The following is a 15,425-nucleotide window of genomic DNA, read 5'->3' on the forward strand; positions in this document are numbered from 1 at the left end:
TATGACCGGAGCAGCGGAGTTGATGATCGAGATCCCTGCCGGCGAGGTGCACCTTCGGGACGACCGCAAAGGCACTGCATGGACCTCGAAAGTCGAATCCTTCTGCCTCGCACGCCATCTCACCACCAGGGGGCTGCTTCACGGAAATTCGTCGGGCGATTCGAGCAAACCCGCGGTCGACCTTTCGTGGAAAGACGTCATCGCAACCTGCAACTCGCTGTCAGTCGCGGACGGTCTGACACCCGCATATCAAGACGTCGACACCGATTCTCCGCGGTGGGACCGGGCGGCAACTGGCTACCGGCTCGCCACCGAGGCCGAGTGGCAGTACGCGTGCAAAGCCGGCACCTCCGGCTACCGCTACGGCGAAATCGACGAGATTGCCTGGTACAGCGACAATTCAGGGGGACGGGCACATGACGTCGGGATGAAGGCGCCCAACAATTGGGGCCTGTACGACATGATCGGCAATGTCTGGGAATGGTGCTGGGATCTCTACGACCCCGAGGTGTACGGCACGTACCGGATCTTTCGCGGCGGCAGTTGGGCCGAAAGTGAACGCGGTTGCGGCGCTACTGTACGGAGGCGAAGCCACCCGACGTTCGCTATCGACGACCTGGGATTTCGCCTAGATCAGACGATCTGAGGGCAGACGACCGAGGACTTCGAGCACAGCCTCGATCTCTTCTCGACTGCGCAGCCGAACTATCGGCAATGACGGCACATCGACCAAGACCGTGGCCATTCGCTCCGCATTGCGCCCGTCGCTTCGCCAGGCCCACCGAACCACATGATCCGGATCGAACAGAATGGTGTGCACTGGCGGCTCCATGTTGCGGTTCCACAACACCTCTCGCTGCAATCGCCGACGCAAGGTTCGTGTGATCACCTGGCGCATCACCGTCCGCCGAGGCAGATCCAACCACAGCATCAGGTCCGCACGCTCGGCCAGCAGCCGACGCACCGCACCGTACTGCCACTCGGTCACCCAGGCCGGCTCACTGGAAAAGCGTCGTACTTCGGGTTCGAAACTCTCGAGCGGAATCCAGTCGGGCCCGTGGAAGAGAGAGTCCAACTCGGTGTGTTCGATCTCGAGAAGCCGACCGATTCGACCGGCGAGAGTCGTCTTTCCAGCACCTGAGGTCCCCGCGACAAGGATCTTCTGCGGACGAACCGTCAGCTCGGCAGGGTCGACGAAAGGCACCGATACACACTAGGGGCCTTAGGCTTCGCAGTCCACCCATTCGATGTAACCGGTGCCGTTGATCGACGCACCGTCGAAACTTCCCCGGTAGGTGTACGCGCCGACGTACCCCTTACCGTGGCCGTAGCGCCACTCCGAGTCGATCTCGGCCTCGAACTCCACGATCGTCCTGCTGTAATCGCGTACCTGCCAACGTAGTACGCGCGGCACACGCATCTCTCGTCCCTCCGGGTCGACATGCAATGCGTCGGCGTACTCGAGTACGTCGAACACCACGTCGTCGAAGACCTTCGCACTGCCGTCAACAGTCCGAATGTAGGCGAGCTTGCACGCCGTAACCCCTGACGCTCGAACATCGGTGAGCAACAACTGATGCCGGTCGTCGAGCTGAACGATCTGGTAGGTGAAGAAGTCGGCCGGAAGCTTCCACGACTCGGGAAGTGCGCGGCGAGTCAACGATTGCGGTGTCATGCAGCGCGCGTATTCGACGGTGCACGGAGCCGAAATACTCACCGGTCCATCCGGACTCGAGATCGTCCCGGAACACTGCGCCAGCAGACTGACATGGTCGTAGACGGGATTGCGCACGAACCACGACGCTTGATCCGTTGCCACGATCTCGAGATCGACGTCGAAAGAGTCGTATCGCCCGGTGACACGGAAGTTCGGATAGCTGTTCTCGATGATCAGGTTGTCACCGAAGGCGATTCGCGAACCATCTTCTTCGAACGCACACTCATCGGCAGTGTCGTACGCCTGATAGAAGTGATGCCCCGGTGCAGCGGTGGAACTCAGCACGGTCGCGGTGTTTCGCGCGTCTGGTGCAGCGAGATAGTCGTTGTCGAACACCATCGTCCCGGTGGCACCGATCAGCGTCATGGTGTTGAGGTAACGGAAAGGTCCTGGCAATCGGGGAACGAAGATCCCATAGTGCGTCCAGGCGAATTTTCGCGAGGCTAGATGCGGGCGCATCATCTCCGGACGGTCGAACGGGCGTACCGATTCGGCCATCCGCTTGTCGATCAGCGGAAGCGCGCCGTCCAGCAATGCCCGAACCGCGGGTCGCCACAACCGCCGTGAGCGGGTGGCGGAGGCAGTGTGGGAACGATCAGCAGTTTGTCCGGTCACGCCCCCAAGTTAATGTAACCAGCCGTAACAAACAAGTGTCGAAGTTTCCCCGTCGACCGCACACCCTGAACACCCGCGCCCTGCGCACGGGACGAATAGCATGTGAGAATCCGCGTACCGGAACCGGTCGCAGAGAGGGCGCAACAATGCAGCACGAAGAGTCGTCGTTCACCGGAGTGGCCGGCACCAAGATCGTCTACGACGTGTGGACTCCGGACCGCGAACCCACCGGGGTTCTCGTCCTCTGCCACGGCCTCGGCGAACACGCGAGGCGCTACGACCATGTTGCTGCCCGTCTCGGGGAACTCGGGCTCATCGTGTACGCACCCGACCATCGCGGGCACGGGCGTTCTGGCGGCAAGCGCGTTCACCTGAAAGAATTCTCCGACTTCACCGACGACGTCCACACGTTGTTCTCGATCGTGACGGCGGCTCATCCCGGCAAGGACAAGTTCCTGCTCGGGCACAGCATGGGCGGCGCGATCGCCCTTTCCTACGCCCTCGACCATCAGGCCGATCTCAAAGCCCTCGCCCTGTCCGGACCTGCCGTGATCATCGCAACCGGTACTCCGAAGATCGTGATGCAGTTGGGCAAGATCGTCGGCAAATATCTCCCCGACGTGCCCGTCGAGAATCTGGAAGCAGCTGCCGTATCGCGTGATCAAAAGGTCGTCGACAAGTACAACGCCGACCCGCTGGTTCACCACGGCAAGGTTCCTGCCGGAATCGCGCGCGGCATGATCACCGCCGCGGAAGGATTCCCGGCGCGCCTACCCTCGCTCACCATTCCCGTACTGCTTCAACACGGCTCGGACGACCGATTGACGGACCCCGCCGGCAGCAAGCTCGTCGCAGATCTGGCCGGCTCTTCGGATGTCACCTTGAAGGTGTACGACGGCTTGTACCACGAGATCTTCAATGAGCCTGAGCAGGAAGAGGTTCTGAACGATCTGATCGAGTGGCTGCGTCCGCGGGTCACCGGAGCGTAGTCATGTCGATGTGCGGGATCCTGCTGGCTGCCGGGGCGGGATCCCGCATGGGCAAACCGAAAGCTCTCGTCACAGACGCCGACGGTCAGTCGTGGCTCCACCACGGGGTGACGACACTGCAGTCCGCCGGCATCTCGCCGGTCATCGTGGTCCTCGGCGCCCAAGCCGAGGCCGCCGTCGAGCTACTGCCCACCACCGATGTCATTGTGGTGATATCGGATTGGCAACACGGAATGAGCGCGTCACTGCGCTGCGGACTCGAGGCGGCCATGCAGATCGAGGGCGCCGAGGCGGCAGCGATCTCCCTGGTCGACGTCCCGGACCTCAACGCCGAAACCGTGACTCGTATCGTGGGCCAGAGCGCCCGCTCACGAAACATACTGCGAAGAGCTGTCTTTCACGGCAGGCCCGGCCATCCCGTCCTGATCGGACGCGACCACTGGCCGACGCTTGCCAAGTCACTCACCGGGGACGGGGGCGCCAACGCCTACCTACGCGAACACGGGGTCGAGTTGGTGGAGTGCAGCGACCTCAGCAGCGGCGTCGACATCGACTATCCCGAAGCCTGATCGCACTGTCACAATCCTCCCAGGTGGTGGGTGTCCGAATTCGGTGTAAAGATGACCCGATGAAACGTACCGTCGCCGCCCTGCTCGACATCGAGATCGACGAGGCGACCAACCTGGAGTTCAAGATCGCGGTGACGCGCGCACCGGGGGTCGAGCTACTGGAAACGATGTCGTTCGTTCATGACGGCAATCCGATCGCACCCCGTGAGATTATCGCCGAACACGGCACCCGGATTCATCTACTCGACTGTGCCCCAGGCAAACTGATCGTCAGCTACGACGCAACCGTCATCGGCCGCGCAGAACCGGCGTCGGTCAGCGACTACGACGTGTCGAAATATCTGCGCCCCAGCCGGTATGCCGAGGCCGACAAGTTCTTCGGTTTTGTCGCCGGGCAATTCGATCTCGCTACTCCCCCGGCCGAACTCCTCCTCGAAGTCACGCGCTGGGTGAGTACACATTTGAGTTATGTTCCCGGCACCAGCCGCGGCACCGACAGTGCGGTAGACACCTTGCTGGCCGGCGCCGGAGTGTGCCGCGACTACTCGCACCTGACCATCTCGCTGCTACGCGCGGTGGGGATTCCCGCGCGCTTGGTGGCCGTCTACGCGCCGGGGTGCGATCCGATGGATTTTCACGCCGTCGTCGAAGCCAGTATCGACAACGTGTGGCGCGTAGTCGATGCAACGCAATTGGCCCCGCGCAGCAATCTTGTGCGCATCTCGACCGGCCGAGACGCCGCGGACACAGCCTTCCTCGATAATCACGGCGGTTCTATCACTTTGCATGCCTCGGAAGTTCGCGCAGTCGTCGACGGCGTTCTCGACAACGACGACTACGCGACACTGACGTCCATCGGATGAAGAGCAGCGTCAGGCGCTGATCTGGTTCTGCGAGGCCATCGTTCGCTCGAGGAACTTGACCGTGAGATCGACGATCGCTTTGCCCTCGCGAAGCGCTTTGCCGATCACCGGGAAGGCATGGATCTGCCCACTCCAGATGTGCGTTTCGACGGCTTGTCCTGCCTTGATCAAGTTTTCGGTCATGATCTCGACGTCCGGACGCATCAATTCGTATTCGGCGGACACCAGGAACGACGGCGGAATCAGGCTGGCGTCGGCGTTGATCGGCGACTGCGCACCAGGAATCTCGTCCGGACCCTCGAGCCACCGGTCCTTGAGCTTTTCCACCTGTGACATCGGTAGGTAGGCGTCACGTTTCATGAAATCGGGATCATGGTCCTCGAGGTTCACGTTGAGAAGCGGCGAGTATCCGACGACGGCTGCGGGCCGCGTGATTCCGCGCAGTGCGGTAATTTCGGCGACCTTCATGGCCAGGTAACCGCCCGCCGAGTCACCGGCGACCACAATCTTGTTCGGATCTTCCGCTGTCTCGAGCAACGCGGTGTATGCGGCCATCGCGTCTTTGACGGAGGTGCCGATGGAACCTTCCGGCAACTGTCGGTAGCGCACGGAGATCACCGGTACGCCGGCCTTCGCCGAGAGCAGGCCGCACAGCGCGCGGTGCGTTGCCAGACCGCAGAAGACGAACCCACCGCCGTGGAAGTAGAGGATTGTGGCGCCGGCCAATTCGCCCTGCGCTTTGCGTGGATGCTGCACCTTCTCGCTGGGCACACCACCCAGCGTGAAAGGCTCGATGTCGAGGTTCTTCGGCTTCGGCAGTTTGTCCGCCATCGCGTCGAGTCGCTCGAGTTGGCGGATACCGCGTTCGGTGGTCGGCCAGAGGGTGAACATGGGCTTCACGAACGTCCTGGTCAGGCAGAAGATAACCCGTGCTCGCGGGCTCACGTTCCAATGCCATACCGTCGAATCTCGCGTCCGCATAGCGTCCTCCCAGGTCAAGCCGTTTTGTGCATGTGAGTTACACATACTTGTCGGCTGCTGATGTGAACGATAACTGACGCTGCGTCAAAATGACACGACGGGTGGACCTCAATTGCTCGAGCGTGTGCAAGTTCGGCTCGCAATCACGGCTGGGAGAGATACGCGGACAGTCCGCGGTGCCCGCCACGCATCATCGCTTCATGATTCCACTCGAACACCGGCTTCGCGATCTTCGAGGCCAGACCGAGCGCTCCGGACACCGCCACTTGTTGCCGAAATTCGGCTATGCAACCAGATCCAGTAGGTCGCACCGCCCAGCTACTCCACCCGGTCATCGCCCCGGAGAGACGCACTTTCAGATAGCGGGCAACTGAATCTTCGACCTCGCGCCGCCCGAAGACCAGCAGCGTCAGAGGGACAGCGCTGCGGATGGACATGGAGCCTGAGTGCTCGTCGATCGTCCGGACTCGGCGTATCTGAGGCCACCACTGCGAATACCTCTCGGCGTTCGCGAGAACGTCGTAGACACGGTCGGCAGAGGCAGGGAGCGTCCAGACGCTGTGGAAGTCGAAGTCGGTCACGGTTCAGTCTGTCTGCGCAGCAGCAGTCACCCTTGCACCGTAACCCGAACCGCGGGTGCCCACGCACCTGGCTTGCTCAGTATTCGAACGTCTCCACCCGTCGCAGGATCTCCTCCGCGATCTTGGCGGGGCTCCCGCCCACGTCGACGACGATGGCCTGTTCGTCCGGGTCGACGGCCTCGAGCGTCGAGATCTGGGAGTCGAGGAGCGAGGCGGGCATGTAGTGATCGAGGCGGGCGGTCAATCGCTGGCCGATCTGATCCCGCGAACCGGCGAGGTGCACGAATACGACGTGCTCACCGCGAAGAACGTCGCGGTAACTCCGCTTGAGCGCCGAACACGTGACGATGCCCGGCTGACCGGCGTCGGTATGGCTCTTGATCCAGACGGCGATCTTGTCGAGCCAGGGCCAGCGATCTTCGTCGTTCAACGGATGCCCGGTGGCCATCTTGTCGATGTTCGCCTGCGGGTGCAGATCGTCGCCTTCTTGAAGGTCCCAGCCCATCGCGCCGGCGAGCATGCCGCCGACCGTCGACTTTCCCGAACCCGAGACACCCATCAGGACGAGCACGGGATACTGCTTCTGCTGTGCCGCTTCGCTGTTCATGTGCTCGCCTACCTAGATGAATGCGCTCAACACGAGCACTCCGGCCAGACCCGATACCGAGATGATGCATTCCATCACGGTCCAGGTCTTGAGGTTCTGTACCACGCTGACGCCCAGATACTCCTTCACCAACCAGAATCCGGCGTCGTTGACGTGCGAGAGGAAGAGCGAGCCTGCACCGATCGCCAACACCATCAGCGAGACGTGCGCCGACGAGAGGTCTGCCGCAACCGGAGCGAGGATGCCCGACGCCGTTACCGTCGCCACCGTTGCCGAACCCGTTGCGACGCGGATCAATACCGCCACCAGCCAGGCCAGGAACAGCACGGGAAGGCTGCTGCCCTTGATCGCGTCGGCGATCACCCCGGCGATACCGGTGTCGATCAGGACCTGCTTGAAACCGCCTCCGGCACCGACGATCAACAAGATGCCTGCGATGGGAGGTAGGGAACTTTCGAGTGACTTCGAGATGGCCTTGCGGTCCATCCCGCCGCCGCGACCCAGAAGCACCATTCCGACCAGAACAGCGAGACCCAAAGCGACGACGGGTGTTCCGAGGAAGTCGAGGACGGACTTGGGGAGCGCCTCGGAATCGGGCGCGATCACGTCGGCGAACGCTTTGCCCAGCATGAGAACAACCGGAAGGAGGATCGCTGCGAGAGTCGCCGCGAACGAGGGGCGCTGCTGCTTCTCTTCCTCGCCTCGATCTTCGCCTGTGACAAAGAGATCCGGAACCTTCACGTCGACCCACCGCGCGGCGTACTTACTGAAGACCGGTCCGGCGAGAACAACAGTGGGGATCGCGACGAGGACACCGAGCGCGAGGGTGAGGCCGAGGTTTGCGTTCAATGCCGAGACTGCAACCAGCGGGCCGGGGTGAGGGGGAACCAACCCGTGCATGGCCGAGAGGCCCGCGAGGGTGGGGATCGCGATACGCATCAGGGACAAGCCGGAGCGCCGCGCGACGAGGATGATGACCGGCATCAACAGCACGAGACCGATCTCGAAGAACATCGGCAGACCGATGACCGCGCCGACCAGAGCCATGGTCCACGGGAGTGCTTTGGTGCTGGATCGGCCGACCAGTGTGTCGACCACGCGGTCGGCACCGCCGGAATCGGCGAGGAGTTTGCCGAACATCGCGCCGAAACCGATCAGGATTCCGACGCTTCCCATGGTCGACCCGAAGCCGGTGGCGAACGCCGCGACCGACTCGGCCGAACCGAGGCCTGCCGCCAGTCCGACGCCCACCGCGCCGATGGACAGCGCGAGGAAGGGATGCAGGTCCAGCCAGGTGATCAGCGCGATGATGACCGCGACGCCGGCGACCGCAGCGATGATCAATCGTGCGTCGCTACCAGCGGGGACGACCTCGGCCGCCAGCAATGCTGTGGTGTTCATAGGGACTCCCAGTCCGATGAGTGATTGAGGTCACTGTTCCTTAATTAACCTACAATTTCAAGAGCAGACACTAATTTGTAGTATTTATCCGGCTTCCACCGGGCTTACTCCATACGCATGGGACGATCTACATATGCCTTCTGTCCCGTTTCAGCAGTTACACGACTCGATGCTGGAACAGCTCGGCCAAGACATAGTCGGTGGCGTTCTCGCCCCGGGAACCACGATCTCGGCCGACGAGGTCGCAACGCGCTACGACGTGTCACGAACCGTCATCCGCGAAGTCGTCCGCGTTCTCGAATCCCTCGGATTGGCCTCGGTTCGTCGACGCGTCGGAATCACCATCCTCGGCTCCGAGCACTGGAACTCACTCGACCCCAATGTCATCCGCTGGCAACTGGCCGGTCCGGATCGGTTCGAGCAGCTGTCGATCCTGAGTGAACTCCGTTCCGGTATCGAACCCTTGGCTGCACGACTGGCCGCAACGCGAGCAACACCCGAGCAGTGCGGCGCTCTCACCGCAGCCGTCATCGGCATGTCAGCTACCTCTCGCGCTGCCGATACCGATGCCTATCTCGGCCATGACTCCGACTTCCACCGCACACTGCTCGCCGCCTCCGGCAACCCGATGCTGCGTGCGATGTCGCAGATCGTCGTCGAGATACTCGAAGGCCGCACCCGCCACTCGCTGATGCCCCACGAAGCCGACCCCGAAGCTATTCACCTGCACGGAGTGGTCGCGTCAGCCATTCAGGCCGGGGACGCCGACGCTGCAGAAGCCGCGATGCGTTCGATCGTCGCGGAATCCGCAGAAGCGGTCGAAACAATGCGCGAAAGCCCCGAACCGCCGCCTCATCTGTAAGTCGAGCCACAGACTCGGCGGAATTGGCCCGCAACTGCTCCGCAAGTGGAACGCTTGGCGCCATGACAGCACTCGCTACCCAGAACAGCGCACTCTGATGGCCCGCCCGGTACGCGTCGTCGTCCTCGGTGCCGGATCGTGGGGAACCACGGTGGCCGGCCTCGCTGCCCGCAACACTCCCACCCTGCTGTGGGCACGAAATTCCGAAGCGGCCGACGAAATCAATTCGCAACGGACCAACTCCAAATACCTTGGTGAGCGCAAACTTCCCAAGGGACTCAAGGCAACCTCGGATCTGGTCGAAGCCGCTCGCGAAGCGGACGTCCTCGTCTGCGGAGTGCCGTCGCACGCCGTTCGCGCCACCCTCGCCGAGATCGCCAACGAGGTTCGGGCCTGGGTGCCGGTGTTGTCACTGTCCAAGGGCCTCGAACCCGGCACCCGGCAGCGTCCCACCGAAGTGATCGCCGAGTGCCTGCCCGGCCATCCCGTCGGACTGCTCGCGGGCCCCAACATCGCCAAGGAGATCGTCGACGGCATGGCCGCGGCATCGGTCGTGGCCACCCAGGACGATCGCGTCGCCGCCGCGCTGCAACCACTCTTCGCGTCGTCGGTCTTCCGTGTCTACCGCAACACCGACGTGCTCGGCTGCGAACTCGGCGGCATCCTCAAGAACATCGTCGCCATCGCCTCTGGCATGGCGGACGGCTTGGGCGTCGGTGACAACACCCGCGCGATGGTGCTCGCACGCGGCCTCGCCGAGATGACCCGCCTCGGTGAAGCGATGGGCGCCAACCCGCGTACCTTTGCCGGCTTGACGGGCGTCGGCGATTTGATTGCCACCTGCATGGCTCCGACTTCTCGTAACCGTCGCGTCGGCGAAGCTCTGGCGCAGGGCCTGACCGTCGAGGAGGCTGTCGCCAAGCTCGGTCAGGTCGCAGAGGGCGTCAAGACCGCCCCCACCGTCATGGATCTGGCCCGCGAATACGGCGTCGACATGCCGATCGCCGCGGAGGTCGAGGCCGTCATCGGTGGCCGTCAAAGTGCCAGCGACGCGTATCGCGGGCTTCAGAAAGTTGCTCCAGGCGGCGAGCACGAGGTGGCGTGAGGAAGTTCTACAGATATCTAGCAATTTAGCTAGATACCTGTAGATCGCCCGAGATCAGTGAGATGGAGCGTCGACGAAGATGTCGATCGCCAGCGGTGACCGACCGCCGTACTGCGAGAAATCCGAGATCCCCGCCTCGCGCAGGATCTCGACGTCGAGCACCGTGCGACCGGTATCCGTGCCGGCGGGACGCCCGAGAATCTCGACCGCCGCATCGGCCATGATCTCGGGTGAACGCGAGTGATCGATGCTGTCATCTCCCCCGAGCAGGTTTCCGACAGCGGCCGTGGCGATCATGGTCTCCGGCCACAGGCAATTACTCGAAATCGGTGCACCTGAATACTCGGCGGCGATACCCAAGGCCGCCAACGTCATTCCGTATTTCGCCAGCATGTAGCCCGGATGGGCACCCAACCAGTGCGGCGAAAAGTTGAGCGGCGGCGACAGCGTCAACACGTGCGCGTTGGCCGACACCTGAAGGTACGGAAGGCACGCGCGGGTGAGCGCGAAGGTTCCACGGACGTTGACCTGCTGCATCAGATCGAACCGCTTCATCGCGAGGTCTTCGGTTTTCGAAATGTCGAGGACGCTCGCGTTGTTGACCACGATGTCGATGCCACCGAAGTGCTCTACCGCTGCAGCCACTGCCCGTGCGATGTCGTCGTCGCTCCTCACGTCACCGACGACGGGAATGGCATGACCCCCAAGCCCGTTCAACTCGTCCACAGCCGTGTGGATGGTTCCGGGCAGCCTGGGATCCGGAGTATCGGTCTTGGCGAGCAACACGATGTTCCCGCCGCGGCGCGCTATCGCACGGGCTATGGCAAGTCCGATACCACGGCTCCCGCCGGACATGATTGCGGTTCGTCCCCGGAAGTTTTTGTCGTCCAAAACGAATCCTTGTCATCGTCGACGGTCATCGTCGCTGCGGATGTGGCCGAGGGAAGTCCCGACACGACCACTCGTCGACTTCCACGATATGAGCGCCTCACCGCGATGACTACGTCCGCTGAGCATCAAGAATCGTTGATCCCTTGTCCCGTCAGGACAACGGATCAATGCGGTCAGCCACCCACCGGGCGCAGGATCCACCATCCGCCGAGCACGAGCACCGCGACGTTCACGAGCAGAAACAAACCTACCCAGACGATCGCGGGTATCGGTGAGAGCCTGGCCAATTGATCGGCATCCGAATCCGGCGCTCCACCGCGTCGCATTCGCTGCCGTTGAAGTTCCACGACGGGGCGAGGCCCGGCAAAGAGCAGAAAGAGCGTCAAGAAGTACGCTGCAGCAACTTGCTGCTCCTGGGTCCCCCACCAGACGAGACCGAACAACACTGCGCCCACGACGGCAAGTGAGAAGACTCCGTAGAGGTTTCGGATCAGAACCATCATCACCGCGATGACGAATACGCCGATCCACAGCACCGAGACCGCACGCTGCGCACCCAACAAACCGGCCGCGCCCAGGCCGAGAATCGACGGTCCCACGTAACCCGCGAAAGTCATCAGAATGACGCCGAAGCCGGTCGGCTTGCCGGACGAAATCGCAACTCCCGACGTATCCGAATGCAGGCGAAGACCTTTCAAGCGTCGACCGACCAGGACGGCGACGATCAGATGAGCGCCCTCGTGTGCGATGGTGACGACGTTGCGGGCGATCCGCCACAGGTGCGGTTCGAGAACGATGATCACGGCGATCAACGCGGCCAGCTGAACCACCCACGCCGGCGGATTGGGACTGAGCGCCGCCACCCGATCCCACGCGGTTTCGAGCGCGTTCACTCCGCTTGCCCGCGCAGGTATCGGCCGAAGTGCGGGACCGTGAATCCGATGGACCCACGTTCTGCCGAGTAAATCAGCCCCTTCTTGATCAGTCCATCGCGTGCCGGCGACAGGGAAGCCGGCTTGCGCCCCAACTCGACGGCGATCTTCGCGGTCGCGACCGGTCCGTCGTCCCCGGCGAGATCGGCCATGGCCCGCATGTACTCGCGTTCCGCGGGCGTTGCTCGCTCGTACCGTGACCCGAAGAAACCGACAGCGAGTTCTTCCTCCGCCGTCGGCGCCCCGACGCGCACATCGTCTGCCGTGATCGGACTCGACGCCGCCACATCCCACGTGGCTTTCCCGTAGGCCTGAACGAAGTACGGGTACCCGTCAGCCGCTTCGTAGAGGGCATCGAGCGCAGATTCGGTGAACTCGACGTCCTCACGCTCGGCAGGTGCGATCAGTGCCTGATCCGCCGCTTCCCTCTCGAGGCGGTCGATCCGGTGGTAGCTGAACAGGCGCTCCGAGTAGCTTTTCGACGCCGACAGCACAGCAGGCAGATGTGGAAGCCCTGCCCCGACCACGATCAGCGGCGCCGCGTCCTGACTCAACTCGTGGCAGGCCCCGCAGATCGCCGAGACATCCGAAGCCCCGAGGTCCTGCATCTCGTCGATGAAGATGGCGATCCCGACACCGACATCCCTGGCCAGCGACGACGCGTCGAGCAGCAACTCGACCAGGTCGATCTCGATGTCGCCACTGTCTGCGCGACCTTTGATCGCAGGTGCGTCGATGCCTGGTTGCCAACGCTCACGCATTCCCTTGTCCGCGGTGGCGCGCAGGGCAAACGACTTGAGGACTCCGAGGAACTGCTCGACCCGTTCCGGATCGCGATGCGAGACCGCGATCTCTCGGACCGCCATGTGGAGCGCCGACGAAAGTGGGCGTCGCAAATCCTGATCGGGTCGTGCCTCGATCTTTCCGGTCCCCCAGCTGCGGGAGATCGCCGCCGAACGCAACTGATTGAGCAGGACGGTCTTGCCGACGCCACGCAATCCGGTGAGGACAACACTTCGTTCCGGGCGGCCACGCGCAATCCGCTCGAGCACGACGTCGAAGGCGTCGATCTGCTTGTCACGCCCGGCGAGTTCCGGCGGTCGCTGACCGGCACCGGGGGCATACGGGTTGCGCACGGGGTCCATGCCCATCGACGGTACAAGCCGAGTAGACGAATATCCCGCTATCTAGCGCGTGTCCTAGAGAGAACTAGGAACAGCAATATCGGCTCGACCTTGTCGAACCGGGCTCCGGCATCGTCGTCTAACAGTCCAGGCTCGACGCTCGGGCGAAGTCCCCGGCCACGTGGGCTCCAATTGCTCCGGCCAGAATGATCGCGGGATGCGCCGCGGCCAGATAGAGCCCAGACACGCCTTCGGCGAAGCCCAACAATGGGCGGGCACCACGCGGGATGGGACGGTCAGCGACTACCGCCTCGATCAGTTCGACGTGGTCACCGTCAACGAGCTGACTGCGGACTGCCTGCAGCGTCGGCTCGGCCAGCTCGCGAGCATCTCCGGAGAACCCGACCGGAACATCTTCAGCCGCAATCAGTGTCGTGTCGTCCAATTGCCGGATCTCGAAATCCGGAGTGGAGAGTATTCCGTTCACCAATGGGTGGGGCGTCGAGAATCTGATGAGGCAACACGGGGAGGCGTCGACCTCGACGTCGACTCCCGCCGACGCCGCGAGCTCGGGGATCGCGGTACCTGCAGCGAGCACGGTGGTCGATCCGTAGACGGGACCGTCGGCAGTCACTACTCCGCACACTCTCGCGCCCTCCGTGAGCACCCCGAGCGCACTGACACCGGAATGCACTGTGGCACCGTACTCTTCGGCACCTCGCATGAGCGATCGAGCGAACGCAACCGGGTCAACGCCGCCGTCATCAGGCGCGGACGCTGCCACCACCGGGGCCCTCCGTAATCCCGGCTCACGAGCAAGGATTTCCTCTTTACCGATGAGGTCGACGGGATGGCCGAGTGCTCGATGTGTATCTACGAACGCTCGGGTCTCCGCTTCCGTCTCTTCCCAGGTGATCGCGCCTCTGCGGCGCAAACCGATTGGCTCGGCGAGTTCGCGCTCCAGGCGGTCGAATTCGACTGCGGCGCCTTGCCGGAACGGATCTGAGTAAGTTTCTGCGGCACTCTTCGAGAGGCCGACCCAGGCAAAGGAGTTGCCGGTCACCCCTCCGGCCACCGAGCCGTGCTCCAGCACGGTGACTCTGAGACCAACGCGCGCCAGGTGATACGCGATCGACGCGCCGACGACACCGGCACCAATCACCAGGATCGGACTGTCGTTTCGACCATTTGGTTCCGTCACCAGTGGACCATATCTTCGAGCCGCAACCTGGATCCACTCAATTTGGATGCAAGGACGTCGGCGGTTAGCGAAGGACTAGGCCTGTTCCCGCTCGGCGCACATCGGGAACGATACGGTGTGCTCGTGCTCTGGCGTTGGTTCGCAGTCGTGATCGTCATCCTCGCTGTTGCCGGCATGTGGCACGTGACCATCCCCGACCGTCCTGTTGCCGTAATAGTCGACGCCGAGACGCTGGGGTGCGCGACCCCGTATCCGATCGGCCCGCTCCAGACGACACCAACTGCGACGGTTCCAGACGATTTCTACCGGTCGCCGCCGTCACGTGCGACCCGTACATCAGCGACAACGTGGCAGCCGACCGAACCGTCAGCTTCTCTGCTCATCGTTGGGAGGGCGATTTCAGTCGGGCGGTGGAAATGCTGAACCGCTCGTCCGCGCACAAGACTTGGTTCCCCGGAAGCTGCGGTGACAACTACAGCCTGGCTGTCCTGGACCAATTCTGGTTGGTCGACGATCGAGGCCGAGCAACTCGGCCGGGGTATCCCTCCGATTCGTGTGGACTGCCGAAACCCGGTGGCCTGGCTGCCATCAAGGAGCTGACACCGGTCGGCAGTACCGAAGACCGAATAGCGTTGTCCGACGACCAGATCTACGAACTGTCGCATTGCCGGCCGGCCTACCGACCAGCCACAACAGGTACCGCGGCGCTGACGTCGCTGTCGGCGGGCAGCGTTTTCTGCCGATTCTCCGCCACCGAATTCGTAGGCACATCGTCTACGACGGAAACCTTCGACGGGCTTCCACCCGCTCCCGACTGTGGCGCGTTGGCCACCGAGGTGGCATCGACGATCTACGTGGACCGTCCTACGAACGAGGAACGATTGCTCACCGTCGAGCTCGACGGCTGTCGGCGCGTCATCGCCGACGGATACGCGCCGATGCAAGCGTCGGACGAGCTGTTGGCGTCTTTCCGGTAGCGCTGCGCCA

At 62.9% G+C, this 15,425-nt stretch carries 17 protein-coding genes; 7 read left to right on the top strand and 10 right to left on the bottom strand.

The window, feature by feature from the left end; genetic code table 11:
• Position 1: 1 nt before the first annotated feature.
• The gene (locus tag I7X09_RS12000) at positions 2-646 is read left to right on the top strand and encodes a formylglycine-generating enzyme family protein (RefSeq protein ID WP_234036890.1); all 645 of its coding nucleotides are present in this window, start codon (positions 2-4) and stop codon (positions 644-646) included.
• Here the strand turns inward: I7X09_RS12000 and I7X09_RS12005 are convergent.
• Positions 629-1,204: an AAA family ATPase gene (locus tag I7X09_RS12005; protein WP_200316961.1), complete on the bottom strand. Its 576-nt coding sequence runs from the start codon at positions 1,202-1,204 to the stop codon at positions 629-631. The genes I7X09_RS12000 and I7X09_RS12005 overlap by 18 nt on opposite strands.
• 18 nt (positions 1,205-1,222) lie before the next feature.
• Positions 1,223-2,332, bottom strand: coding sequence for a DUF6670 family protein (locus tag I7X09_RS12010; RefSeq protein ID WP_200316963.1), 1,110 nt, complete (start codon positions 2,330-2,332; stop codon positions 1,223-1,225).
• Positions 2,333-2,478: 146 nt separating this feature from the next.
• Between I7X09_RS12010 and I7X09_RS12015 the strand changes: the two genes are divergently transcribed.
• The 3 genes from I7X09_RS12015 to I7X09_RS12025 are packed head-to-tail and all read left to right on the top strand — an operon-like array spanning position 2,479 to position 4,753.
• Positions 2,479-3,321 carry an alpha/beta hydrolase gene (locus tag I7X09_RS12015; RefSeq protein WP_019745522.1) on the top strand — a complete coding sequence of 281 codons (843 nt, stop codon included), beginning with the start codon at positions 2,479-2,481 and terminating at the stop codon, positions 3,319-3,321.
• 2 nt (positions 3,322-3,323) lie between these two features.
• Positions 3,324-3,890 (top strand): nucleotidyltransferase family protein, encoded by a 567-nt coding sequence (locus tag I7X09_RS12020; RefSeq protein WP_200316965.1) that lies wholly within the window; start codon positions 3,324-3,326, stop codon positions 3,888-3,890.
• Between the two features lie 59 nt (positions 3,891-3,949).
• Positions 3,950-4,753 (top strand): transglutaminase-like domain-containing protein, encoded by an 804-nt coding sequence (locus I7X09_RS12025; protein WP_200316967.1) that lies wholly within the window; start codon positions 3,950-3,952, stop codon positions 4,751-4,753.
• A gap of 9 nt (positions 4,754-4,762) precedes the next feature.
• Here I7X09_RS12025 and I7X09_RS12030 read toward each other — a convergent pair whose 3' ends face one another.
• From I7X09_RS12030 to I7X09_RS12045, 4 genes are all read right to left on the bottom strand, one after another.
• Positions 4,763-5,734 (bottom strand): alpha/beta hydrolase, encoded by a 972-nt coding sequence (locus I7X09_RS12030; RefSeq protein ID WP_095972066.1) that lies wholly within the window; start codon positions 5,732-5,734, stop codon positions 4,763-4,765.
• Positions 5,735-5,877: 143 nt separating this feature from the next.
• Entirely contained in the window at positions 5,878-6,315 is a 438-nt protein-coding gene (locus I7X09_RS12035) for an SRPBCC family protein (RefSeq protein WP_200316969.1), read from the bottom strand.
• A gap of 76 nt (positions 6,316-6,391) precedes the next feature.
• A complete protein-coding gene (locus I7X09_RS12040; protein ID WP_003940404.1) occupies positions 6,392-6,922 on the bottom strand; it encodes a gluconokinase in 531 nt (176 codons plus the stop codon).
• A gap of 12 nt (positions 6,923-6,934) precedes the next feature.
• On the bottom strand, positions 6,935-8,323 hold the full coding sequence (locus I7X09_RS12045; protein ID WP_095972064.1) for a GntP family permease: 1,389 nt from the start codon (positions 8,321-8,323) through the stop codon (positions 6,935-6,937).
• A gap of 133 nt (positions 8,324-8,456) precedes the next feature.
• Here I7X09_RS12045 and I7X09_RS12050 point away from each other — a divergent pair, with 133 nt between their 5' ends.
• The gene (locus I7X09_RS12050; protein ID WP_047272025.1) at positions 8,457-9,185 is read left to right on the top strand and encodes a FadR/GntR family transcriptional regulator; all 729 of its coding nucleotides are present in this window, start codon (positions 8,457-8,459) and stop codon (positions 9,183-9,185) included.
• 97 nt (positions 9,186-9,282) lie between these two features.
• Positions 9,283-10,290, top strand: a complete 1,008-nt coding sequence (locus tag I7X09_RS12055) for an NAD(P)H-dependent glycerol-3-phosphate dehydrogenase (RefSeq protein ID WP_019745531.1) — start codon at positions 9,283-9,285, stop codon at positions 10,288-10,290.
• 54 nt (positions 10,291-10,344) lie between these two features.
• Here the strand turns inward: I7X09_RS12055 and I7X09_RS12060 are convergent, their stop codons facing one another.
• The 4 genes from I7X09_RS12060 to I7X09_RS12075 form a co-directional block, all read right to left on the bottom strand.
• Entirely contained in the window at positions 10,345-11,145 is an 801-nt protein-coding gene (locus tag I7X09_RS12060) for an SDR family oxidoreductase (RefSeq protein WP_234036891.1), read from the bottom strand.
• A gap of 209 nt (positions 11,146-11,354) precedes the next feature.
• Positions 11,355-12,074 (bottom strand): M50 family metallopeptidase, encoded by a 720-nt coding sequence (locus I7X09_RS12065; RefSeq protein ID WP_003940327.1) that lies wholly within the window; start codon positions 12,072-12,074, stop codon positions 11,355-11,357.
• A complete protein-coding gene (locus I7X09_RS12070; RefSeq protein ID WP_095972059.1) occupies positions 12,071-13,258 on the bottom strand; it encodes an ATP-binding protein in 1,188 nt (395 codons plus the stop codon). The genes I7X09_RS12065 and I7X09_RS12070 overlap by 4 nt, the downstream gene beginning before the upstream one ends.
• A 118-nt stretch (positions 13,259-13,376) precedes the next feature.
• Entirely contained in the window at positions 13,377-14,438 is a 1,062-nt protein-coding gene (locus tag I7X09_RS12075) for an NAD(P)/FAD-dependent oxidoreductase (protein ID WP_200316973.1), read from the bottom strand.
• Positions 14,439-14,674: 236 nt separating this feature from the next.
• On the opposite strand from I7X09_RS12075, the gene I7X09_RS12080 reads away from it, so the two are divergent.
• Entirely contained in the window at positions 14,675-15,415 is a 741-nt protein-coding gene (locus I7X09_RS12080; protein ID WP_234036892.1) for a hypothetical protein, read from the top strand.
• Positions 15,416-15,425 lie beyond the last annotated feature (10 nt).

It is taken from the genome of Rhodococcus sp. P-2, from assembly GCF_016598535.1.
Taxonomy (GTDB): Bacteria; Actinomycetota; Actinomycetes; order Mycobacteriales; family Mycobacteriaceae; genus Rhodococcus_F; species Rhodococcus_F baikonurensis.